Origin of the sequence: Dethiosulfatarculus sandiegensis, from assembly GCF_000931935.2 — a bacterium.
Taxonomy (GTDB): Bacteria; Desulfobacterota; Desulfarculia; order Desulfarculales; family Desulfarculaceae; genus Dethiosulfatarculus; species Dethiosulfatarculus sandiegensis.
In genome coordinates this window covers 272,733-294,994 of record NZ_AZAC01000014.1, presented here as the reverse complement: position 1 = coordinate 294,994, position 22,262 = coordinate 272,733, and the positions used below count along the sequence as shown (strand labels likewise).

The following is a 22,262-nucleotide window of genomic DNA, read 5'->3' as shown; positions in this document are numbered from 1 at the left end:
AAGCGGCCTGTATATCCTACGTATTGCTTAAACTACTCCACGATCTCGCTTCCGGGAACCTGAATGGTGTGCCCCTCACCGGCGTTGAACTCCACCACATAATCACCCTTCGGTTTATCAAAGGAGAACTCGCTGTCCCCACTCATGGCTCCCTTTAACAGCACCTTGCCGGCAGGATCCTTGACGAACATCTGCACGCCGGAAGCTGAACCACCGTCAGAGAATCCACCTTCGCAGGTAATGGTGCCGTCACCATTATCCCAGCAGGAAAGTAAAGGTGCATGGGCGAAAGCCACCTGACTTAGGGCCAGGCCCAACACAAAAACAACAACCAATGAGAATAATTTTTTCATTTTCATACTCCTAACGCAGCTTCTGGTTTTTTCTTATCTTTGACAAAGCCCATGGTAACGGCCAATCCAATGGCCAGTGCATATACCCAGGCCATGGCTTCGCCACCTGTCATATTCAGGGCGCTTCCGATGGTGTAAACCCCGGCGGCCACCACCATTCCCAAAAACGCCGGGTAAGCAAAGGAAAAGAGCATCCACTTGTACTTGCCCGTGGCCACCTTCACCATGATGGTGGTTGCCAGGCAGGGGGGGAACAGGGCCATGAACAACATCAGGGCCAAGGCGTTGAGATCCGTGATTGTCTGCTCACCATCACCCATCTCGCCTTTATACTTGCCGTCCGGTCCGATCCCGTAGAGCACCTTCATAGTGGCCGTGGCGCTCTCCCTGGCGGCAAAAGAACTCAGCATGGCCACATTTGTTCGCCAATCAAAACCGGCGAACCGGCTCAAGGGCTCCAGCGCCTTACCGGCCTTACCCAAGAGGCTTGAGTTGACCCTCGCCTGTTGCATCTCGCGCATAATCCGGGACCGGGTTTTGCGCAATTTTTTAAAGGCTCGATGAATCTTGGATCTGCGGTCCTTCAAAACTTTGAAGAAAACCGGGCTATTGTCCTTGAATTCCTGATCAACGGCCTTGCTGGCCTGACGATCTCCACCGGCGCCTGCCTTGGCAGCCCGATATGCATCTCTGAAAGACAAAAGGGCGAGCACCTGGTCCATGGAGCCCAAGTCTTTTTGCAGAGAATCTTTTTTCACCTGCCTCTGGAAGGTGGCAAAGGCCTTATCCGCCTGGGCCTGGAACTCTGCCTGTTTTTCAGGCGAAAACCCAGGGAACTGAAGCAGAGCCCAGATAACCACAGCCACGGCGGCCACAATCGTCACCACCTTCTTGAGGTAAACCCAGATACGCTCCACCGCCCTGGTCAAAACGCCCCTTATGGTCGGCAGGTGATAGGGAGGCATTTCCATGATGAAAGGCGCGGTCTCCCTCCCTTTCAACACGGTGAGTGAAAGAATCTTGGCAATGGGCAAGGCAAATAAAAGGGTGATGCTTGAGATAAATAGCATGGCCACGGTTTTATGCTGCGGGAAAAACGCCTCCACCAGCATAAGGTAGAACACCGTCTTGGCCAGGCAGTTCATCAAGGGCACAGTTAAAATGGTTGCCATGCGGGAACGGTCGTCCGGAATGGCCTTGCAGGCCATAACCCCGGGTACGGCGCAGCCACCCACATATATACCGCCCAAGATCATCGGCAAGGTTGAGTTGCCGTGCAGGCCGAAATGCCGGAAAAGCCGGTCCAGGATAAAGGCCATACGCGGCATGTAGCCCACATCCTCCAACACGGCCACCAGGGCGAAGAGAATGAAAAACTGGGGGATGTAAACCAAAAGGGCATTCACACTGGTCATGAACCAGCTGCCGAGCGAGGTCAAAAGGGGGATTTCAATGAACCCTTCGGCCGGTAAAAAGGTTTCCAAAAAGGTCTGCAGTGAACTTAAGTATGGCGTAACCTCGGCCGCCAGCTTGACGCCTTGATTCACAGCCAGCTCATAAAGGGTGTAAAAAACCAAAACCATGCAGACCGGCCCTAAAAAACGATGGCAAAGCACCGCATCGACCCGATCGGTTGAGGTCTTCTCCTCGCTGCCTGTACTTTTCAGCACCTCCTGTACGATCTGAGAGGCCAGGCTGTGGCGGCGATAGGCAATATAGCGTTCTGCCGGATCGCCTTCCTTTTCCTCGAACTCCCTGCGCAACTCAGTCACCAGGGCGACCAGGCTGTCGGCGCTCAAACTGTATTCATTGACCAGGTCCAATGCCTGGCTGTCCCCCTCGAGTAGTTTTATCGCCAGCCAGCGCGGTTTATACTTGGCGGCAAGTTCGCTCGCCTTTTCTATACCCTCCTGAATCCGAGAGATATAGGCTTCCAGGGCCCCGTAATCCACCCTGAAATCAGGTTCTGATTTATCCTGGACCAAATCCCGCAGGGCCAGGCAGAGATCTTCCCCGCCCTTGCCTCTTTTGCCGTCAGTCACCACCACTTTGGTTCCCAGGTGGGAGGCCAGGGCATCCAGATCAATTTCAAAGCCCCTCTTTTCAGCCACGTCAATCATGTTGAGATCGACCACCACCTTGGTTCCCATCTCAAGCAGCTGAAAGGTAAGGTAAAGATTTCGCCTCAGATTGGAGGCATCGACCACGTTTATCACAGCCTGAGGCTGATCATGTAAAAGGAAATCCCTGGCCACCCTTTCCTCCAGAGAATAGGAGGTAAGGCTGTAGGTACCCGGCAGGTCGACCAGCTCATAGCCCACGTCCTGGTGCGAGAAAAGCCCGGTTTTCTTCTCCACCGTCACACCGGGATAATTGGCCACAAACTGGCGGGCCCCAGTCAATAAGTTGAATACTGTCGATTTTCCGGAGTTGGGTTGCCCGGCCAAGGCAACCAGATAGCGACGGGACATATCACTCCACCTCCACGAAAGCAGCCTCGGAGTGACGTATACTCACATGATAGCCGACCATCTTAACCTCTACAGGGTCCAAGAGTGGAGCATTTCTGACAACTTCAACCTGTACGCCAGGGAAAAAGCCCAGATCCATCAGCCTCTGGCCCAAATTGCCGCCTATTTTGAGAGCCTTAACCCTGCATCCTTCGCCAGGGTTAATATCGTTTAAGGTCATCATTTCACTCCTTGTTGGTAATCTCAACCGGATATCAGCTCCTTAAAGGCTAATGTCCGGGTCAAAGAGTAAACAGCCTTTGATCTCCCGGGTCATGGCTCGTTTTGTGAACTGAAAGGGGTCACAACAGGGGAGCAGGGCCAATTGGAAAACTGTAAATTTATTAGGCTCTACTAACAGACAAATTGGGCGGTGTCAATCAATATTTGGATAGACAAATTTATTTATGCTATTACAATTCATGTAGGTAGATATAAGCCTATTAACGCCCCAGCACCTTTACAAATAGAAGGGACAAAAAGGAGAAAACACATGCAAAAAATAGTTGTCAGCGCCTTGGTGCTGGGAGTCTGCCTTTTTGCTGCCGGATGTGCAAACAAATCTTCATTCTTAAGCATGGAAAAGCCGCCTGCCGTGGAAGCAACCACAGAACAGGTGAGGTCATGCCAATACGTCGGGGAAATCTCCGGCAAGTCCAAACTCAGAAGCCCGGCGACCAGCGCCATTGCCTTGAGAAGCGCCCAACAATCAGGCCTGCAGCAGGCAGGCGCCAAGGGAGCAACTCATGTGGTGTGGGTCGGGAAAAGAGGGGGCCGAAACCCGGTTGCCCTGGGTAAGGCATATAAATGCCCCAGATAAAGCCCCCTCGGACCTGATCGGCCTGGAAATACTCTTCAGCCCTTGCCCTTAAACCAGGCAAGGGCTATATTGCGAGCTATTTTTTAGGTAATACTAATTTTAGTTGGCACGACATAAATAATTTGTTATACTGTCCTTCAGTTTTTTAAAGGCTCCTTTTCGCCAATCTCTATTCATAGAGGAGTGATTCATGAAAGCATTGATTCTTTTCGGGTCCACCACAGGCAACACAGAATATACGGCAGAAGTTGTTCAGGAAGTCCTGGATAAAAACAAGGTTGAGACCACCCTGTTAAACGCGGTCGACGCCTCTTTGGAGGTTATGGAAAAAGATTTCGGCCTGTTCGTTTTTGGTTGCTCCACCTGGGGAGACGATGACATTGAACTACAGGAGGATTTTGAACCCCTGTACGAGGGTATGGACAAAGTCTCTTTTGACGGCAAGCTTGTCGCCACTTTTGGCTGCGGAGACAGCACCTACACCCATTTCTGCGGAGCTGTGGATGCCATCACTGAAAAAGCCCAGGCAGGCGGAGCCAAGATTGATGTGTCCCCGCTCAAAATTGACGGAGACCCGGACGATGTGCGCGATGAGATAGAAGACTGGGCCCAAAAAGTGGCAGATCTGGCCAAAGCGGCCTGAAACCGAATTTGATACAGCAGGATAGAGATTCATGCCTTGTAATTGCAGATTAAAGGGAATCGGCCGCATGCACAAAACGGCCATGGAAGAATTCAGCCAGGGCCACGCACGAGAGGCGGAAAAAAAGCTGTATAAAGCCCTGACCAGCGCCCGTGAACTGAAAATTAGCTGCTTTGAAGCCAAAATTCTTAACAGCCTGGGGTTGGTGACCGAAGGACTGGACGCCCCTTCCAAGGCAGCCTCGCACTATCGTCGCGCCCTTGAACTGATTCAAGGCAAGCTGGGCAATGATAATGTGGTTTATGACACCATAGCTAAAAACCTGGCTCGAGTCTCAGTCCATTAACCATGAATCATCCGCCCGCATCCCTTTGCAGGCACTCCACAAACGTGCTTACGGATTTGAATTAAGCCGTATCAGGGAATGCGGGCGGTTCTGGCCACAATTTTACCGTCCACAAACCGTTTTTTTTTATCTAAAATTAAAGCTAACTGTTTTTGGCAAACAGCATCTGACCAAGTCCCGGAAGACTTTGTCAGATGCTGTTTGGTTTTGACAGGTTTAAAGGTAGATATCCCGGATGAAAGTCTTCTATAAAGGGCTTCCGGAATCTATTTGGTCTGGCTGTAATCTTCCGCGCCAAGTGAGGGCAGGTTTTCCATGAAGACCTCCACCATTCGAGGGTCCAGACGAATCCCCGCATCTTCCCGGACCACCTGACGAGCCTCTCTCTCGCTCATGGGAGGGGTTGAACCCATGCCCCTGATCAAAGTCAGATAGGAATGGACAACCGTCACCAGCCTGGCTTCTTCCGGTATCTGGGCCCCTTCCAGGCCGTCCGGAAAACCCGAGCCGTCAAAGTTTTCATGGTGATGCTTAATGACAGGCAATATATCTTCCAGGCATTTCACCCGATTAAGCAGCTTAATCCCCATCTTGGGATGTTCCGTCTCCAAATCCATCTTGGGGGGCATGGCTCCCTTGGTCCAATAGCTCAGTTGCGAGGGAACCATCAAATGCCCAACATCATGGAACAGACAACCCAGATAAACCACCCTGACCTTTTCCTCGTCCCATCCCATGGCCTTGGCCAGGGCCTCGGCCGCATCGGCCAATTCCTTGCTGTGGAGCCAAAGGGGCGGAGAAATCATGTTGTACATATTGTACAAAAAGGTGACTACATCTTTACGGGCCAGGGAGGTGGCGGCTTTTGCCACAGCTTCAGTTGTTTGCGTCATGCCGAACTCCATGCAACAGATTATAACAAGGCGTCTCCCCGTCCCTTTGAGTTTCTTTTAAGACACCTTAAAACTGCTCAAATCCATCCAACCCACCGTCGTCAAAAAAATCATCCTTGGGTTCCTCCTGCTTTTTGGCTGGAGGTTCCAAACTGGGCTTTTTGGCGGCAGGGCTCTTGGCCTTATTGGGTTTTGGGGAGCCGCCTGTCTGGCCCCGCACCTTGAACTGCGCCATCTGGCTTCTCAGCTCTTCGGCGGCGGCGGCCATGTTCTCGCTTGAAGAGGCAGCCTCTTCCACCAGGGCTGCGTTTTGCTGCACCGCATCATCCATCTGTGCCACAGCTTTATTGATCTCGTCAATACCCTGGGCCTGTTCCTGGCTGCTGGCTGAAATTTCGCCTATGGTGCCTGCCACGTTCTGCACGTTTTCGATTATTTCATGAAGCAGGCTTCCACTTTTGGCCACCAGTTCGTTGCCCTGTTCCACCTTGCCCACGGTATCTGTAATAAGGCCCTGGATCTCCTTGGCCGCAGAGGCCGAGCGTCCGGCCAGGTTGCGCACCTCGCCCGCCACCACGGCGAATCCCCTGCCCGCCTCTCCGGCCCGGGCTGCCTCGACTGCGGCGTTCAAAGCCAACAGATTGGTCTGGAATGCTATCTCATTCACCAGATTGGTGATTTCGCTGATTTTATTACTACTCTCAGTGACAGCCTCCATGGCGGTGACCGTCTCTTCCACCACTTGCCCACCCTCTTGGGCCATGGTGGAAGTGCGAGAAGCCAGGACATTTGCGTTTTGGGCGTTTTCCGCATTGTGCTTGACCGAGCCGGTCATCTGCTCCACAGCGCTGGCCGTCTCTTCAATGGCGCTGGCCTGCTGCTGGGTGCGCTCGCTCAAGTCCTGGTTGCCCTGGCTGATCTCATTGGTGGAGTCTGCCACAGCGTTGGTGGCGAGCATGACTTCTTGTACGGTGGTGGATAAATTATCCGACGTGCCCTGGAGGTCGCGCATCATATCGCCTATTTCATCACCCCTTTTCAGGTATGCCTGTTCGAGCTGTAAGGTGAAGTCGCCTTGGGCCACCAGCTTAAGCCCATCCACAGCCGCGGCAATGGGCCTGCGCAGGCTTCGGGCCACCAAAAGGGCCATGATTGTAATAATGATAATGCCGATCACGGCCACCACACCCATGATCCACTCCAGAGTGTAAACAGCGGCAAAGGCCTCGGATTCATTGATCTCCGCCATCAGGGCCCATTTGAGATTTCCAATTTTAACCGGCGTATAGGCTGAAAGAACCGAGTTGCCGTTGTAGTCAATGATCAATTCCTCGCCGATCTGACCGCCCAAGGCGGCCCGGCTGGCCTCGGTATCCACCCCGTTATCCTTGATATTGCCGGCAAAGGATGCCTTGACCGAACGGTTCTGGGAATCAAGAAAAGAATCAGAGCGCATGCGTTTATCCGGCCCTAAAAGATAGGTCTCGCCTGTCTGCCCCAGGCCGGTGCGCTCCTGCATTATTTTGTTAATCGCAGTCAAGGAAACCTGAAAAGCGGCGACTCCCAAAAATTTGCCGTTATTATCATTTACCGGAGTGGCCAAAAAGGCGGCGGCCTCATTGGAAGGGGTGTACCAGGAAAAATCCACCAAAATGGGCCGACTGGATCCCTCTCTGAAAGCCCTGGCCAGACCGGAGTCGCTTAACTTGCCGGTTTTAAGGTTTGCTCCGAGATCCGATTCTCTGGAAACGGTAAAAACAACATTTCCATCCAGATCAATCAGAAAGACATCATAAAATCCGAAAACATCCATAAAAAGTTTGAGAGGGCCCACCCTTTGGGCATACAGCTGCCGGTAGGCCGGGCTTTCCAATCCTTGAGGGAAAACTTGAGTAAAAGCTTCAATACTTTGAATAAAACGGAGGTTTTTCTGCACATCGCGCATCAGATTCATCTTGTCTTCAAAATAATTTTCAATCTGTATTTTTTTAAGCTGACGCACACTCCGCATGTGTTCAAAGGCCTGCTCGTCCAATGCCTGGGAGGCACTATAAAGGGATATGAGGCCGATCACGGCAAATGGAATCACACCCACCGCTAAAAAAGCAGCGACAAGCTTGGTTCCCAATTTCATTTTGTTCATAATCGGAGTCCTCCTCCCGAATTTTTTTAAAGTCCCCCCCTGGCATCAAACTTTTAACTCAAGTAATAAATGTACTTTTTTAAATGATATTATATCTCCGGTCATATACAAAATTTTAGAGCAAAAAACAAACAAACCCGACGGTTGACTGCACAGCAAAATAATAGGGTATGAACAATTGAAAGGTGTATTCAGAACCAAACCAGACGGTTTTACCAGAGCTTTCAGTGCTAAAACTTGGCCTTCATAACTAATAAGTATAAGGTGGTTTAGTGTGAATCACGAAAATAAATGGCAGCTTTGGCTGATTTATTTTTTCCACCTTATCGGCTCTTACCTGGAAGTTACGATTTATTGAAGTAAAAAACGCACCCCTGGTTCTGATCTGGGGTATGTTTTTTTCTTTATCAGACCAGGGAATTAACCTTGCATAAACCTTAACCCAATCCCCATGGTTTATCCCCTTGAAATCACTTTCGGCAAGAACAAAGCCCATGGCCACGGCATCGGCCAGACAGCAAAAGACCGTGGTCCTTAAAACCACCCAATCACCTTTACCCGACCCTTGCACCCGGCTTGCCTTGCCCTGGAAAACAAACCTCTCCCGGTCCAGGGACTCCGGGCGCTGTTCAGTAAGGAAATTCAGCTCAGCCAAATTAATAGGTGTGTATCTTTCTCCATTGAATTGATGGATAACCGAAGTTTCAGGTTTCTTCCAGGGAGCCGCGGCCGTATGGTCCGTCTGGGGGGAAAAAACGTTTATCCCCCAAAGCCCTGTTGCCAAAACGCCGATTAGCAAAAGGGTTGGCCATGCCTTTTTTGTGCCGACAACCCATAAGGCGGTCGCTCCAAGAACAACCAGTCCAAAACCGGCGCTAAAGGTAAGCCACTTGAACTTCGGATTTAATAAAAGCCAATAATCTTCGGAAAAGGGAAAACAGACCATGAAAAGGCCGAGGCACAACAAGCAAAAAGGCTTTATTACAATAATGCCCCTTAAGTTCATAGCCAGCTCTCCACCAAAGCCCAGACAAGGCTCAAACAAAAAACCATGATAAAAGGCAAAAGGGAAAGTCCAAGAACCACGGGCCGCCTGAAAACAGAAGTGAACATGGCCAGGAGTTTAAGGTCAAACATGGGTCCCAGGGCTAAAAAGGAAAGCTGGGCCGCCATGGGGAACTGGCTGAAACCGGCGGCCACAAAGGCATCCGCCTCTGAACATACTGAAAGCAGCACAGCCAGAAGCATCATGCCCAGCACGGAAAGCCAGACATTTTCCATAAACCAGGTCACCACATGAGGCGGGAGCCAGGTTTTAAAGGCGGCGGCAGCCAAAGAACCAAGCAATAAGAACTTGACCATGCCTAAAAATTCATCCCCTGCGTGTAACAGCACCCCCACAAGCCTCGGCCGCTCTGTTTCATGTTCGTGGCCGCAGGATTCATGGTGGTGATGACAACACCCGCAGGCAGGCTCAGGATTCCTTGCCTCAGGCAGCAGAAGGGCAATGGCCGGGTGTCTGCCCAGGAAAAGCCCCATGCAGCCTGCGGTCAAGGCCACTAAAAGGCATCTGCCCCAAACCATGGTCCAGTTGCCTTGAAAGGCAACATAGGTGGAGGCAATAACCACGGGATTGATAACCGGCGCGGCCAGCATATAAGTGACGGCAAAGGCGGGCGTTGCGCCTTTATGTAAAAGCCTTTTGGCTATGGGTACAACTCCGCATTCACAGGTCGGCAAGACCATGCCCCCCAAAAGCCCGGCCAGAACCTCGGCCGCCCGATTTTTGGGCAACAGGCGCTCCATGCGTTCGGGGCTCACGAAAAATTCCAGCACAGCCCCCAAAAAAGATCCCAACAGCAAAAAAGGAGCGGCCTCCAGAAAAATGGCCAGGGTTATACGAAAAAAAAGGTCTATTCCTTCGGGCATAGCAGACAATTGAGCACCTTGCCGAGTTCATGGGCCGGGTAATAAAAGGCATATCTTTATCTGAAAAAAATCAGACCAGACGGGAGCTAATCTTATATTGTTTTAATAACATAAAAAAGAAAAACATAAAGATCAAAAGGCCCAGGCTGGCAAAGACCCAGCCCCCCAGCACGGCTTGCCGGGTTCCGCTAAATTCCCGCACCATCCAAGGATTATTTATTCGAGCCCAAAATGCCGCCAGGGCCCCCACCTGAACCAGGCAAGCCAAAGACATACCAGTCGGAGCCCATGTATTGGCCCTTAGCAGATATATATTTCCTTTTTCCGCGGCCAAGGAGATCGGCGCATTCAATCCTCCACAATCAATCAGGAGCCGGGGGAAAGGCAAATCAAAAACCAAAGCCATGCCTCTCACCCGTATAAAAGGCCCATTAAGCTGCCCGCCAGGCCCAAAGGCTTGCTTTCATCAGACGGTCTTGGAGAATCTTTTTGGAAAAAAAGAAAAAAGTAACAAAAAACAGGCTTAAACAACATGCAGCCAAAAAGGAGAGAATCACAGCCACGCCCACTGGATAATTCCGGGTGAAGACCCAGAGGTGAAAGGCGCCCAAGGTCCTTATCAGCCACAGCACTGTCAAGCCGGCTATGGCAAGCCTGGCCGCGGCCGGGGGATTCATTTTTCATCTCCAGCAAAAATAATACATGCGAAAAGCGCCGACTGTCCCGGCTGATTATTTGTCATAAAAAGAAATTTACATAAACAAGTCAAAAAACATCAATCTAAGCGTTAAATCAAAAGCTTTATTTCCATTAATTAAGATCAGGTCTTTTTGTGTGTTAAACTGAATTGAATAATCATCTGTTTTCCCCCTTATTGGGACATCTCTGGAGAAGCAAAATGATCTTGACCAAAAAGGCAGGCGCCCTTTGGCTTTGCCTGCTCATTGTTCAACTTTTTTGTTTATCCCCCTCTTCCCCGGCAAAAACGACTGATTCAGAGCAAATCCATATCCCGCAGGAACTGAAAACCTGGCAAAAATGGGTGATGTACGGCCAGGAAAGCCAGACCTGTCCGGCCCGGTTTAATGACCCAGGGGCGCACATCTGCGCCTGGCCCAGCAGGCTTGATCTGGCGGTTGATGACACTCAAGGTGAGTTCAGGCAAGATTGGCTGCTCACCGCACAAACATGGCTTATCCTGCCGGGAGGGGAAGACGAGTGGCCCCAAGACGTGCAGTTAAACGGTAATTTTGCACCGGTCATATCCCGTGGGAACAGACCCTGTATAAAGGCTCCGGCGGGCAGTCACCAGGTTACGGGCAGGTTTAACTGGCCCAGGATGCCGGAAACTATCCACATCCCGGCCCAGAGCGGCCTAGTCAAACTGTCCATCTCCGGCAAGCCGCAGGAAAAACCTGTTTTTGATAAAAACGGAGCCCTGTGGCTCACAGGCAAGACCAAGCCCCGGAAGGCTGAATCCACGGTCAAGCTGCGTATAAACCGCCTTTTGCAGGATTCCATTCCCATGCTGGTCACAACCCGGCTGAGCCTGAATCTGGCGGGAGAACAACGGGAAATCTCCCTCAAAGACATCCTGTTGCCCCATACCATTCCCATGAGGCTGAACAGCCCTGTCCCCGCCCGCTTAAACAGTAAGGGCGAGTTGACCCTACAGGCAAAACCGGGGCGTTTTATTATTGAAATCCTGGCCAGGTTTCCCGGGCCGGTGAATAAAATCGGCCCTGTAAAAGCGGCGTTCGGTCCAGAGGTCTGGGCCTTTGCCGCAGAAAACCAACTGCGCATGGTGAAACTAGACGGGGGAGTTCCCATTGACCCGGGGCAGACAGAGCTTCCCCAGGCCTGGCGCAGATACAGGGCAAGGGTGATGAACCCCCAAGACACCCTTGCCTTTAAAACCCTGCGTAGGGGAGAGGCGGATCCGGCTCCGGACCGCCTCACCATAAATCGCACCTGGTGGCTTGATTTCAATGGCCAAGGTTTCACTGTAGAGGACCGCATCTCCGGAGTGCTCAGCCAAAGCTGGCGGCTTGGGCTTAATCCCCCTGCTCAACTCGGCAGGGTGAGCGTCTCGGGCCGTGACCGCCTCATTACCAGGTTGACACCTGAATCCAACCCCGGAGTGGAATTGAGACAGGGACGCTTAGAACTCACAGCCGAGTCAACCATGCCCCTTGAAAAACAGGAAATTCAAGCTGTGGGCTGGGATCATGACTTTCAAAAGGCCTCACTCAGCTTAAGGCTTCCGCCGGGGTGGAAGCTCCTTTGCGCCAAAGGGGTGGACCAGGTGTCAAACAGCCTGCTGAAGAGATGGAGCCTTTTGGATATCTTTTTGGTTTTGATCATCAGCCTGGCGGTATGGCGGCTCTTAAACTGGGGCTGGGGGATCATCACCTTTTTCGGGGTGGGGCTTTCCTTTCACGAACCGGCCGCCCCGCAATTCACCTGGCTCTATTTACTGGCGGCCCTGGCCCTGTTCAGACTCCTGCCCCAAGGCAATTTGAAACGCCTGATGGATTTCACCCGCTGGGTGACGGCCGGTCTTCTTTTAGTGGTGGCAATTCCCTTTATAGTGAACCAGGCCAGAGTGGGGCTTTATCCACAATTGGAAAGGCCTGATTATTATTTCACATCTGTGGCGCCGACCATATTCTCCTTTTCAGAAGACGAGAGCGCCGATATGATGGAAAAGTCGGCGCCCGCGCCTGCGCCCCGAATGAAAAAGGCGCCTGCCAGGGTGATGCAGGCTCCGAGCAAGGCAAAAGTCCTTTACCGCTCGCAACAGAAACAAATGGGACGGGCAAATATAAAGCGAAAACCCATCACCATGACCGATCCCAACGCCCTTGTTCAGACCGGACCCGGGCTGCCCGACTGGCGCTGGCGCTCGGTCAATCTGTCCTGGAACGGGCCGGTGGATAAGGATCACAAGTTGAGGCTCTATCTTTTCTGCCCCACAATCAACCTTATCCTGGCCTGGCTCAGAGTTATTCTGGTGGCGGCCATACTCGCCGCCCTGATCATCCCCAAGGGGAGTTGCAAAGGATTACTCAAATATTTCGGCGTGGCCTGTCTCTTGGCAGGCCTCTTGCTCATCCCGCTTCAAAAGGCCCAGGCCGCTGATTCTGCCTACCCGCCGGAATCTCTTCTAAAAGAGCTGAAAGCCAGGCTGCTGAAGCCCCATGACTGCTTCCCCAACTGTGCGGTTTTCTCCAGAATGCAACTTAAGGCAGATGCAAATGAACTGACCATACTGCTTGAAGCTCAGGCAGAAATCGATACGGCCATACCTTTACCGGGCGCTCAAACGGACTGGGGCTTCACAAAGGTTTTTCTGAACGATAACCCCGCTCCGGGCCTGACCAGAGATAAAAACGGAATCATGTGGGCCCTGGTTCCCAAGGGGGTAAACCGATTTCTGTTGCAGGCAAAAATAAACGGGTTGGACAGGTTCAGCATTAATCTCCCCTTGCGTCCCAAGAAGGTCAACGTGACGGCGCCGGGCTGGGAGATAAGCGGATTGGGGCCCCGGGGACAGGCCGGAGCCGCCCTTCAGCTCAAGCGGACAAACCAGGTGGCAGGCCGCTCCAGGCCTGAATCCGTACGTTTGCCGGCTTTTTTCCAGGTTGAAAGGGAGTTTACCCTTGGGCTCACCTGGCAGGTGAACACCATAATCAAACGTCTCACCCCCACCGGGGAGCCGGCCTTGATCAGATTGCCCATATTAGCAAACGAAACAGTGAATACGCCTGGTATTAAGGTGCAAAATAAACAGGTTGAAATAAGCTTGGCGCCCAATCAAGGGCAGGCCTATTTCACCTCCAGCCTGGAAACGATTCCGGAGTTAAAGCTGAAGGCGGCTCAACAAACCAACTGGACAGAGACCTGGACCCTTAGGATAAGCCCCATATGGCACAGCGCTTTCAAAGGGATCCCCATGGTGGCCAGGCAGAACCGAACCGGCGGCTTCACCCCCAAATTCCGCCCCTGGCCGGGAGAAGAGCTGACAGTCAATATAACCAAACCCCTGGCGGTAAAGGGACGCATCACAACCATTGACCAGGCCCACCTCAGCTGGTTGCCGGGCAACCGCTTTGACCTGGTTAAACTCTCCCTTTATTTGAGAAGCAGCCAAGGAGGTCAGCACACCATCACTCTGCCGCCAAAAGCCCACCTGGAACAGATCAAGATCAAAAACAAATTGCAACCCATCCGGCCGGAGCAAGGCAAGCTGACCATTCCCCTAACCCCCGGCGGGCAAAAGGTTTTCCTGGAATGGCGTCAGCCCGGAGGCTCCTTTACCGCTTTAAGAGGCCCTCAAGTGGATCTGGGAACAGGCGCGGTAAACGCCAGGATAAACCTTAAGCTGCCAACGGATCGCTGGATCCTGTGGGCCAGCGGCCCCACCATGGGACCCGCGGTTTTATTCTGGAGTTATTTGGCGGTGATTATTTTGGCGGGCTGGGGACTCGGCAAAACCAGGCTCACCCCGTTAAAGACCTGGCAATGGATGCTCCTGGGCCTGGGGCTCACCCAGGTTCACCCGGTCATGGCCCTGGTGGTGGTGGCCTGGCTTATTCTTTTGGGGAAAAGGGCTCAGAATCCCCCCAAGGCGACCTGGTTTACCTTTAACAGCGTGCAGGTGGTATTGGTCCTCTTGACCTTCGCAGCCCTGGCCGGGATGTACTCGGCCATTGAACAGGGGCTTTTGGGTATACCGGACATGCAGATACTCGGTAACAACAGCAGCGCCTTTAACCTAAACTGGACCCAGGACCGGATCAGCGGAATCATGCCCAGGCCCAGGGTGTGGACCCTGCCCGGACTGGCTTTTCAGGGTGTTATGCTGGCCTGGGCGCTGTGGCTGGCCTTTTCCCTGCTGTCCTGGTTGCGCTGGGGCTACAAATGCCTGGGTCAGGGCGGATACTGGGTGAAATGGGATTACAGGCTTCCCAGAAGAAAGGCGGCCAAAAAACCTGAGAAATGATCTTCTTTCCGGCCCGCCCGTCAAGGGTCGGGCCGGATTCACCAGCCTGCTTCAGGCGGCATGCCCGGCGCAGGGAAAGGGCTGAAAAAGGCCGTGGTTCAAATAAATCAGGCTGGTGCAGGTCTGCTCCAGAAAATCCTGTTCATGGGAGACCATGGCCCAGCTTAAATCGCTGGCGTTTAGAATTTTCAAAAGTTGTTTTTTATGTTCCAGGTCCAGACCGGTTGAAGGCTCGTCCAAAAGCAGGGCCATGGGCTCCATGGCCAGCACACTGGCCAGGGCCACCAATTGTTTTTCCCCACCGGAAAGCTGATAGGTCACCCTTTTCTCAAACCCCTCCAGGCCGACTTGTTTTAGCACCCTGGAGGTTATCTCCAGGGCCTCGGAACGGGTTTTACCAAGATTCAAAGGCCCAAAGGCCACATCCTCGGCCACAGTAGCGCAAAAAAGCTGATCTTCAGGGTCTTGAAACAAATACCCCACCTTGGTGCGCAGCCTTCTGAAATCCTTTTCCTTTGAGCATATTTTGCCCAGCCCCCGAACCTCGCCCCTGTCGGGCCGGTTAAGCCCCATGGCCAGTTTGAACAAAGTTGACTTGCCCGCGCCGTTGGGGCCTACTATTCCCACTCTCTCGCCCAGGTTGAGGCTGAATTCCATGTCAGAAAAAACCCGAGTTCCATTCTGATAACTAAAATCTATTTTGCTTAAACCTATAAGCTCCAACTCACCCAGCTCCAATCCAAAAGCCAGACAACGGCCAAACCGGCCAAAGAAAAGGACACAAAAAAAGTGTCTTTTTTTTGCCAGGCAAGATAATCCAGACAATTATAACGGCCTTGCCAGCCCCGGCAAAGCATGGCCTGATGCACCCTTGTCCCCCGATCAAAGCCCCTGACCAAAAGCATGCCCAAGAGCGAGGCATAGGAGGAATAGGTATGAAAATTAGTACCCGGCTTAAAGCACCTTATGCGCATAGCTTGGCTAAGTCTGGATAATTCCTCTTGAATAAGATACACATACCGAAAAAACAACAAAAACAGGGCCACCAGTTTTTCAGGTGCGCCCAACCTGGCCATTCCATGCCCCAGCTCGTGGACCTGGCAAGTGGACAAAAGGCTCATGGTGACCATGAAGATAGCGTTTACCTTAAGAGTGATCAACCAGGCCAAGTCGATCCCCGCCCGGGCAAAAACAAAATCCAACCCATCTTGGGAGGGAACAATCCGCCAAGGCAGGGTCAGCCATAAAAAAGCCACAAAGGTGTTGACCACCACACTCCGCTTTAACCAGACTCTTGCCCCCAGGCCTGAGGCCAACCAAGCGAGTAAGCCCAAACCCAACCCCACGACAGGCAGGGGGAGGGTTTGGGCCGTGGCTATCACCAGGGTAAAGGCGAAACTCACCAGAAGCCTGGATCTGGGGTCAAGCTCCGGCAAAAGGCCCCTTTCCATTTTTTGACCAGGGCCGCTCACGGCAGAGCGTTCTTTTTTAATTCTCTTTTTCAAGCTTTATCCTGCCTGCGGCTGTAAAAATAGGCCCCGATCCCCAACAAACCAATGATCCAGCCCAGGCCTCCGACCACATCCTTTACGGTCACCGCCTCTGAGCTGCGCACCAATTTTTTAACCTGGGACTTAAGAGGACCCAATTGTTTAGAGAGCAGTCGGTCCAGATCTTCCTTGCTGACGCCGACCGCCGCCTGGGTGGCGGTTTCCGGTTTTGCAGAGGCGGCTTCCTTTACCTCTCCGGTCGTATCAGGCAAAACACCAGCGTCCTCTTTGGTCACCTGGCATTCCGCCTTATGTCCCCCACCCCCGTCAACCTTGACCACCCAGGGGAATTCCCCTTTGGGCATGGCCATGGAAAAGGTGCCTTCATCATTGGTAACGGCCTGGCCGATTTCCTTCTTAGCCGCATCCAGCACCTTTATTTGGCATTCCTTGCAGGGATCACCGGTGCTGAAAGAGGCTTCTCCCTCAAGTTTGCCGCCCTCGCCATAGGCTGCGGCAAAAAGTTTATGCGCCTGGGCCGCAGAAAAAGATCCCGCCAGGATAACCATGGAAAACAAAACCACTTTGGTAAGACGAGCCATAACAGCCTCCCAAGGGAGAAACTCCCCAGTTTTTTCTAAATTCAGCTTTCGTAAAAAAACCTTGTCAGATACTGGTGACCCCGAGAACCTCGGGACGCACTTTTCGCAAAAAGGCGGCGGCAAAGCCTGTAAAAACCCCTTCCACCAGAACCAGGGGCAAATGCCCCAAAACAAGGCCCTGGGCGGCCAGTAAAAATTCTTCCCCACTAAGATAAAGAGCCAGGGCAGTGGTTAAGGCGGTCAGGAAAACGGAAACACCGCCGGCCAGAAAACCACCGACAATAACCAGGCTCTGCTTGGGACTTTGAACCATCTTACCAAAGGCCCAGTAACACAAAAGCGCGGGAAAGGCCACGTCAAAGGTATTCACACCTAAAACCAGCAGGCCGCCGAATTGAAAAAGAATTGCTTGCAGAAAAAGCGCAACCAAGAGGGCAGGAAAGCAAATCCAACCCAGAATGACTCCCATCAGCCCACCCAGTAGCAGGTGTATGCTTGAAGGCCCAAGTGGGACATGCACCAAGCTGCCCACAAAAAACACCGCAGACAATATAGCGGTTTGGGGCAGACTTGCCTGGTCCAGTTTCTTCAGGCCCTTGGCCACACCAAAGGCGGTGAGAACAGCTCCGGCAGTAAGTACAGGCACAGATAAAGCGCCTTCGGAAATATGCATGGCTAAAACCCTTTTTCCCATGGCCCGGTCAGATACAGAAAATTAAAAATCCTAAAACCTGTTCAGATCTGCCGGGCGCTTACCTTAACATTGTGTAACCCTTAAGAAAAATTTCCTACAAACCTCTCCCTCAGGGCCTGGCGACCTTCTGGTTTTTCCAGGTTTTCCTTGAATCCGCTCTGCTTGGGGCCTTGCGCAAAAAAGAGTCTGCGCACAAGCTGAGATTCACAATCGGCTTTCGAGCCGACTTACTTTTTTAGGATTATCATTAAAAAGATCCCGTGGCAACCCAAGATTTAAGGCACTCCCCCACTCTCTTCAAAGTCCCTCAAAAGGGTTGACACCAGGGTGTGGTTTTATTACATAAGTGACAGAAAATTTACTGGCGGTTGGCAGGTGGCTGTAAAAAGCCGTAATAGGGAAGCCGGCGCAAATCCGGCACGGACCCGCCGCTGTAACCGGGGACGAAACCCGCAGAAAAACCACTGTTTTTTTTAAAACGGGAAGGTGCGGGAGTTGTAGGATGATCCGGAAGTCAGAAGACCTGCCGCCAACCGGCTTAATCTGAGGAGATGGCAAATCCTTGGAGCGCTTTGCGTTTCAGGGATTTTTTATGCCCTGAAACGCGGACCATAACCCAAACTTCCATCCTGACGGGATATTAGGAGGAATCATGGCAAGCTCAGTAGAATCCGCGACCCAGGGCGTCATAACCCAAGCCATGCGTGAAATCGCCCGGGCCGAAGACCTAAGCCCGGAACTGGTCTGCCGGGGCTTTGCCCAAGGCACCATCGTCTCCCCCCAAAACAGCAATCGCAAGCCAAAGAATGTGGGCATCGGCAAGGGGCTTCGCACCAAGGTCAACGCCAGTATCGGCACCTCCACCGACATTGCTGATATAGATGCAGAGGTGAAAAAGGCCCTGGCCGCCCAAAAGGCAGGGGCCGACACCCTTATGGAGCTCTCGGTGGGGGGAGACCTGGACAAGGTGCGGCGCGAGGTGATCCAGGCAGTGGATCTGCCGGTGGGCAATGTTCCCCTTTACCAGGCTTTTTGCGAGGCCGATCAAAAATACGGCGACCCCAACAAGCTTGACAAAGAGATGCTCTTTGACCTCATTGAAAGGCAATGCGCCGACGGCATGGCCTTTATGGCGGTGCACTGCGGAATAAACCTCTATACAATCGAGCGTTTGGAAAAGCAGGGCTACCGCCACGGCGGCCTGGTGAGCAAGGGCGGAACCAGCATGGTGGCCTGGATGAAACACCATAAAAGGGAAAATCCCCTTTACGAATACTTTGACGAAGTCTGCGCCATATTGAAGAAATACGATGTGGTCTTGTCTTTGGGCAACGGCTTAAGGGCCGGAGCCGTCTCCGACTCCTTTGACCGGGCCATGGTCCAAGAACTTTTGATCAACTGCGAGTTGGCTGAGCTGGGGCGCAAAAACGGCTGCCAGATGATGGTGGAGGGTCCGGGTCATGTGCCCCTGGATCAGATAGAGGCCAATATCATTTTACAAAAGCGCATGAGCATGGACGCGCCCTATTACATGCTGGGGCCCATTCCCTGCGACATCACCGCCGGCTATGACCACATCACCGCGGCGATTGGCGCGGCCCAAAGCGCCCGCTTTGGGGCTGATCTTATCTGCTACATAACCCCGGCCGAACACCTGGCCCTGCCCAATGAGCAAGACGTAATCGAAGGTGTGAAAACCGCCAGGGTGGCGGCCTATATCGGCGACACGGTCAAATACCCTGAAAAGAACCGCAACCGGGATCTGGCCATGAGCCATGCCCGCAGGGATTCGGACTGGCCCGGTCAGTTTAATCTGGCCCTCTTCCCGGAAGACGCGCGCGCCATTCGCAAAGACCGCAGCCCGGAAGACAAAGAAGTCTGCACCATGTGCGGCAAATTCTGCGCCAATAAAGGCGGCAACCAGGTCTTCGGGCATCTGCTCCAAGGCACAGCCAAGGAATAACCCCGCCTGCCCCGGCCCCCAGGGTTTACGTATCGGGGGCTTTCGCCCCGCCCCCGGCCAATCAAAGCCGGGGGCTTTTTTATTTTGCGGCCTTGACAAACAGCCAGGCAAAGGGCATTTATTCCCATTATTAGGCGTAATAAAAAAAACTTTGACCTATTCACCAGATAAACTTTTTCCCTTAAAACACCCTCTGACGCCGGAGAACGGCGAAGATGACCGAAAACAAGACCCTTGGCCTGAATCCATCGGAAAAGACCGCCATGACCGCGGTCATAGTCAACGGCCTTTTGACCCTGGCCAAATTTTTCCTGGCCCAGCTCACCGGCAGCCTGGCCCTTACAGCCGAAGCTCTGCACTCTCTCACAGATGTGGGAACCTCTCTGGCTGTCCTTTTCGCCGTACATATAAAACCAGAGGGAAACGCAGATAAAGAAGCCCAATCTCCGGTCCGCGTTTATCTGAAAAAAAACCTGCAGACCGTGGTGGCCCTTTGCATAGGCCTGTTTTTACTCTGGGTGGCCTTGAGTGTATTTCTGCAGGCCTTTTCACCGGTGAAAATGGATCTGACCTATCCGGTGCCCGCGGGCCTGGCCATGCTGGGGCTGGCCCTGTTTTCCCTTTTGCTCTCCAGACTGGAGGCCAAGGTCGGAGGCCAGGAAAAAGCCACGGCCTTAGTGGCAGACTCTCATCACAGCAAAGTCGATATGCTGGTTTCCCTTTTGGTGGCAGCCGCCCTGGTGGGAGAGGGTCTGGGCCTGAGCCTGGACCGGGCGGCGGCGCTTATGATAGCGGGATTTGTTTTTTTTGAGGCCTGTCATGTGCTGGTTTTGGTATACCGGCAAACCAAAAACGGCCACACCCCCCTGGAGCACCCCTATCCGGACTGGCTGCAAAAACTGTTATCGGAAAGGCTGCCCGTCTTGAGGAGCCGATTCTGTAATGCTGTTTGGGGAACCGACACCCCCAGCCCAAAAGCCATGGCCAGGGCCGGAAAAATAACCACATTAGCGGTTATCTGGGTGATTATCTGTATTTACTTGGCCGGTGGAATTTTCTTTGTCCAGCCCGGTGAGCTGGCGATTGTGGAGCGTTTTGGCAGGCCCTTGCAAAAGGAAGATCCCCTGGGGCCGGGAATCCACTATGCCCTGCCCTGGCCCATTGACCAGGTCAGAAAGGTCGATGCCCTGAGGGTGAGACGCATGGTGGTCGGCACGGAAGTAAGTGACAAAAGTCCTTTATTTCTCTGGACCAATGTGCATTACATCCGGGAATTCAACCTGCTGACCGGTGAAAACATATTTGCCGACACCGGCATAATCTTAAACTACCGCATTGGAGATCCCTTTGCCTTTTTATATACATCCGGCAGGCCAGAAGAAAACCTGCGGGAGATAAGCCAGGGCGTGCTGCTCAGAAAAATGGCCCGGGCCAGGTTCTTTGACCTGGTGACCACGGGCAGGGATGAACTGGAGACGGCCCTAAACCGGGAGATCAGCGCCCTGCTGAAAAAAAATCCCCTGGGAATCAAGCTGTTATCCGTGAACTTAAGGGATATTCACCCTCCCACCAATGTAGCCTCGGCCTTTGAAGAAGTGGTCGGCGCGGCAGTGGACTATGAAACCTATATAAACCAGGCCAAGGGTTATGAAAACGACCTCATTCCCCAGGCCAGGGGCCAGGCCGCGATCAGGCTGAAACAGGCCCACTCGGACGGGGAAAAGCTGGTCAGAAAAAGCCGGGGCGAAAGTTTTCGCTTTCTGGAAAACCAGGCCCAATACCGCCAAAATCCGCAAGTTGAGAAAAAGCGCCTGCTTTTGGAGACCATGGAGGGCTGTCTTTCCGGCAAGGACAAATTCATTATGCCGTCCGGGGAGGCCGGAAATGTGGAACTTTTCATAATTGAATCCGCACCTGGGCAGATCCCCGGCCTGGGAGCCGAGACAGAGGGCAAAACAAACCGGACCAGGCGAGTTAACCTGGATGAACTGGAAGGTTGACGTGAAAAAAATACTGTTTGGGATAATAGGCCTGTTGGTAGGGGCAAGCCTTTTTTACCAGTCCACCTTTGTGGTCAACCAGGGTGAATTCGCAGTGGTCACCCAGTTCGGTAAACCGGTGAGGATAATAGAACAGGCCGGGCTCTATTTTAAGTATCCCCTTTGGGTGCAAAAAAACCACAAGTTCGACCGCAGGTTGCAGCTTTTTCAAAGCAGGCTCAGCGAATACCTGACCAGGGACAAGAAAAACCTGATCCTCAAATGCTATGTGCAGTGGCAAATTGAAAAGCCCAAGCAATATTTTGAATCCCTGGGGAACTTTGAGGAGGCCAGGCAGCGGCTGGAGGATATCCTCATCTCCAAGGGCGGTGCGGCGATCGGTGACTTTGAATTTGAGGACCTGGTGTCGCTTTCCCGCAAAATCAAAATCAAGGACCTGGAAAAACGCATTCAAAAGGATATCGGCCAAAGCACCCTGGCCCTTTACGGCATCAAAGTGGTCAAGACAGGCATCAGCCAGCTGGCCCTGCCGTCTCAGAACGCAAGCAGTGTCTACAACCGCATGAAGGCCGAGCGAAAGGCCATAGCCAACAAATACCGGGCCGAGGGTCAGGAAAAAGCGTCGGTTATCAGGGCCGAGGCGGACAGGGAAAAGGCGGCTATCCTGGCCAGGGCTTATGAGGAATCTCAAAAGGTCATGGGCAAGGCAGAGGCCAAGGCCGCCCGCACCTATTCCAGCGCTTTTGGACAGGACCCGGAATTTTACGAATTCTGGCGCACCATGCAGACCTACGGCAAGATCCTGGACAATCAAACCACCCTGATTCTGTCCGAGCATTCCAAGCTCTTTAAATACCTTAAGGAGTGAGGA

At 52.7% G+C, this 22,262-nt stretch carries 20 protein-coding genes and 1 riboswitch; of the genes, 7 read left to right on the top strand and 13 right to left on the bottom strand.

What is annotated here, in order from left to right:
* Window positions 1–32 precede the first annotated feature (32 nt).
* From X474_RS10985 to X474_RS10975, 3 genes are read right to left on the bottom strand one after another with little or no spacing between them, the layout of a single operon-like run.
* Window positions 33–353, bottom strand: coding sequence for a hypothetical protein (locus X474_RS10985; protein WP_044348829.1), 321 nt, complete (start codon window positions 351–353; stop codon window positions 33–35).
* A gap of 2 nt (window positions 354–355) precedes the next feature.
* Window positions 356–2,824, bottom strand: a complete 2,469-nt coding sequence (gene feoB / locus X474_RS10980; protein WP_044348828.1) for a ferrous iron transport protein B — start codon at window positions 2,822–2,824, stop codon at window positions 356–358.
* Between the two features lies 1 nt (window position 2,825).
* On the bottom strand, window positions 2,826–3,071 hold the full coding sequence (locus X474_RS10975; protein ID WP_231688319.1) for a FeoA family protein: 246 nt from the start codon (window positions 3,069–3,071) through the stop codon (window positions 2,826–2,828).
* Between the two features lie 285 nt (window positions 3,072–3,356).
* On the opposite strand from X474_RS10975, the gene X474_RS10970 reads away from it, so the two are divergent.
* The 3 genes from X474_RS10970 to X474_RS10960 all read left to right on the top strand — a co-directional run bounded on the left by X474_RS10970 (window position 3,357) and on the right by X474_RS10960 (window position 4,672).
* Window positions 3,357–3,683, top strand: a complete 327-nt coding sequence (locus X474_RS10970; RefSeq protein WP_044348826.1) for a hypothetical protein — start codon at window positions 3,357–3,359, stop codon at window positions 3,681–3,683.
* Between the two features lie 190 nt (window positions 3,684–3,873).
* On the top strand, window positions 3,874–4,326 hold the full coding sequence (locus X474_RS10965) for a flavodoxin (protein WP_044348825.1): 453 nt from the start codon (window positions 3,874–3,876) through the stop codon (window positions 4,324–4,326).
* A 31-nt stretch (window positions 4,327–4,357) separates the two neighbouring features.
* Window positions 4,358–4,672, top strand: a complete 315-nt coding sequence (locus X474_RS10960; RefSeq protein ID WP_156360724.1) for a hypothetical protein — start codon at window positions 4,358–4,360, stop codon at window positions 4,670–4,672.
* A 266-nt stretch (window positions 4,673–4,938) separates the two neighbouring features.
* Here X474_RS10960 and X474_RS10955 read toward each other — a convergent pair whose 3' ends face one another.
* From X474_RS10955 to X474_RS10930, 6 genes are all read right to left on the bottom strand, one after another.
* Window positions 4,939–5,565 carry an HD-GYP domain-containing protein gene (locus tag X474_RS10955; protein WP_044348823.1) on the bottom strand — a complete coding sequence of 209 codons (627 nt, stop codon included), beginning with the start codon at window positions 5,563–5,565 and terminating at the stop codon, window positions 4,939–4,941.
* A 67-nt stretch (window positions 5,566–5,632) separates the two neighbouring features.
* Complete coding sequence (locus X474_RS10950) at window positions 5,633–7,708, bottom strand: methyl-accepting chemotaxis protein (RefSeq protein WP_044348822.1); 2,076 nt, start codon at window positions 7,706–7,708, stop codon at window positions 5,633–5,635.
* Window positions 7,709–7,958: 250 nt separating this feature from the next.
* Window positions 7,959–8,714: a TIGR03943 family putative permease subunit gene (locus X474_RS10945; protein WP_044348821.1), complete on the bottom strand. Its 756-nt coding sequence runs from the start codon at window positions 8,712–8,714 to the stop codon at window positions 7,959–7,961.
* Window positions 8,711–9,637, bottom strand: a complete 927-nt coding sequence (locus X474_RS10940; protein ID WP_044348820.1) for a permease — start codon at window positions 9,635–9,637, stop codon at window positions 8,711–8,713. Before X474_RS10940 ends, X474_RS10945 begins: the two co-directional genes overlap by 4 nt.
* Window positions 9,638–9,707: 70 nt before the next feature.
* Window positions 9,708–10,043: a hypothetical protein gene (locus X474_RS10935; RefSeq protein ID WP_044348819.1), complete on the bottom strand. Its 336-nt coding sequence runs from the start codon at window positions 10,041–10,043 to the stop codon at window positions 9,708–9,710.
* Window positions 10,044–10,068: 25 nt separating this feature from the next.
* The gene (locus tag X474_RS10930; RefSeq protein ID WP_044348818.1) at window positions 10,069–10,314 is read right to left on the bottom strand and encodes a hypothetical protein; all 246 of its coding nucleotides are present in this window, start codon (window positions 10,312–10,314) and stop codon (window positions 10,069–10,071) included.
* A gap of 221 nt (window positions 10,315–10,535) precedes the next feature.
* Between X474_RS10930 and X474_RS10925 the strand changes: the two genes are divergently transcribed.
* Window positions 10,536–14,642, top strand: a complete 4,107-nt coding sequence (locus X474_RS10925; RefSeq protein ID WP_052515096.1) for a hypothetical protein — start codon at window positions 10,536–10,538, stop codon at window positions 14,640–14,642.
* Between the two features lie 51 nt (window positions 14,643–14,693).
* On the opposite strand, the gene X474_RS10920 is transcribed toward X474_RS10925, so the two are convergent.
* From X474_RS10920 to cbiM, 4 genes are all read right to left on the bottom strand, one after another.
* Entirely contained in the window at window positions 14,694–15,299 is a 606-nt protein-coding gene (locus tag X474_RS10920) for an energy-coupling factor ABC transporter ATP-binding protein (RefSeq protein WP_156360723.1), read from the bottom strand.
* 53 nt (window positions 15,300–15,352) lie between these two features.
* The gene (cbiQ, locus tag X474_RS10915; RefSeq protein ID WP_052515095.1) at window positions 15,353–16,147 is read right to left on the bottom strand and encodes a cobalt ECF transporter T component CbiQ; all 795 of its coding nucleotides are present in this window, start codon (window positions 16,145–16,147) and stop codon (window positions 15,353–15,355) included.
* Entirely contained in the window at window positions 16,144–16,734 is a 591-nt protein-coding gene (locus X474_RS10910; RefSeq protein WP_044348816.1) for a NikL family nickel/cobalt ECF transporter subunit, read from the bottom strand. Before X474_RS10910 ends, cbiQ begins: the two co-directional genes overlap by 4 nt.
* Before the next feature lie 64 nt (window positions 16,735–16,798).
* Window positions 16,799–17,407, bottom strand: coding sequence for a cobalt transporter CbiM (gene cbiM / locus X474_RS10905; protein ID WP_044349087.1), 609 nt, complete (start codon window positions 17,405–17,407; stop codon window positions 16,799–16,801).
* A gap of 376 nt (window positions 17,408–17,783) precedes the next feature.
* Window positions 17,784–17,973: riboswitch (cobalamin riboswitch) on the top strand.
* Window positions 17,974–18,080: 107 nt separating this feature from the next.
* Here cbiM and thiC point away from each other — a divergent pair.
* From thiC to hflC, 3 genes are all read left to right on the top strand, one after another.
* A complete protein-coding gene (gene thiC / locus X474_RS10900; protein ID WP_044348815.1) occupies window positions 18,081–19,391 on the top strand; it encodes a phosphomethylpyrimidine synthase ThiC in 1,311 nt (436 codons plus the stop codon).
* A 215-nt stretch (window positions 19,392–19,606) separates the two neighbouring features.
* Window positions 19,607–21,391: an FtsH protease activity modulator HflK gene (hflK, locus tag X474_RS10895; protein ID WP_044348814.1), complete on the top strand. Its 1,785-nt coding sequence runs from the start codon at window positions 19,607–19,609 to the stop codon at window positions 21,389–21,391.
* Window positions 21,375–22,259: a protease modulator HflC gene (hflC, locus tag X474_RS10890; protein ID WP_044348813.1), complete on the top strand. Its 885-nt coding sequence runs from the start codon at window positions 21,375–21,377 to the stop codon at window positions 22,257–22,259. Before hflK ends, hflC begins: the two co-directional genes overlap by 17 nt.
* Window positions 22,260–22,262 lie beyond the last annotated feature (3 nt).

Bases quoted from the DNA above. Each gene is read 5' to 3' on its own strand.
- X474_RS10925 (WP_052515096.1), top strand. From the start codon at position 10,536: ATGATCTTGACCAAAAAGGCAGGCGCCCTTTGGCTTTGCCTGCTCATT.
- X474_RS10945 (WP_044348821.1), bottom strand. From the start codon at position 8,714: ATGAACTTAAGGGGCATTATTGTAATAAAGCCTTTTTGCTTGTTGTGC.
- X474_RS10930 (WP_044348818.1), bottom strand. From the start codon at position 10,314: ATGAATCCCCCGGCCGCGGCCAGGCTTGCCATAGCCGGCTTGACAGTG.
- X474_RS10985 (WP_044348829.1), bottom strand. From the start codon at position 353: ATGAAAAAATTATTCTCATTGGTTGTTGTTTTTGTGTTGGGCCTGGCC.
- hflC (WP_044348813.1), top strand. From the start codon at position 21,375: ATGAACTGGAAGGTTGACGTGAAAAAAATACTGTTTGGGATAATAGGC.
- hflK (WP_044348814.1), top strand. From the start codon at position 19,607: ATGACCGAAAACAAGACCCTTGGCCTGAATCCATCGGAAAAGACCGCC.
- feoB (WP_044348828.1), bottom strand. From the start codon at position 2,824: ATGTCCCGTCGCTATCTGGTTGCCTTGGCCGGGCAACCCAACTCCGGA.
- X474_RS10965 (WP_044348825.1), top strand. From the start codon at position 3,874: ATGAAAGCATTGATTCTTTTCGGGTCCACCACAGGCAACACAGAATAT.
- X474_RS10960 (WP_156360724.1), top strand. From the start codon at position 4,358: ATGCCTTGTAATTGCAGATTAAAGGGAATCGGCCGCATGCACAAAACG.
- X474_RS10920 (WP_156360723.1), bottom strand. From the start codon at position 15,299: ATGGAATTCAGCCTCAACCTGGGCGAGAGAGTGGGAATAGTAGGCCCC.
- cbiM (WP_044349087.1), bottom strand. From the start codon at position 17,407: ATGCATATTTCCGAAGGCGCTTTATCTGTGCCTGTACTTACTGCCGGA.
- X474_RS10910 (WP_044348816.1), bottom strand. From the start codon at position 16,734: ATGGCTCGTCTTACCAAAGTGGTTTTGTTTTCCATGGTTATCCTGGCG.
- X474_RS10940 (WP_044348820.1), bottom strand. From the start codon at position 9,637: ATGCCCGAAGGAATAGACCTTTTTTTTCGTATAACCCTGGCCATTTTT.
- X474_RS10970 (WP_044348826.1), top strand. From the start codon at position 3,357: ATGCAAAAAATAGTTGTCAGCGCCTTGGTGCTGGGAGTCTGCCTTTTT.
- X474_RS10935 (WP_044348819.1), bottom strand. From the start codon at position 10,043: ATGGCTTTGGTTTTTGATTTGCCTTTCCCCCGGCTCCTGATTGATTGT.
- X474_RS10955 (WP_044348823.1), bottom strand. From the start codon at position 5,565: ATGACGCAAACAACTGAAGCTGTGGCAAAAGCCGCCACCTCCCTGGCC.
- thiC (WP_044348815.1), top strand. From the start codon at position 18,081: ATGGCAAGCTCAGTAGAATCCGCGACCCAGGGCGTCATAACCCAAGCC.
- X474_RS10950 (WP_044348822.1), bottom strand. From the start codon at position 7,708: ATGAACAAAATGAAATTGGGAACCAAGCTTGTCGCTGCTTTTTTAGCG.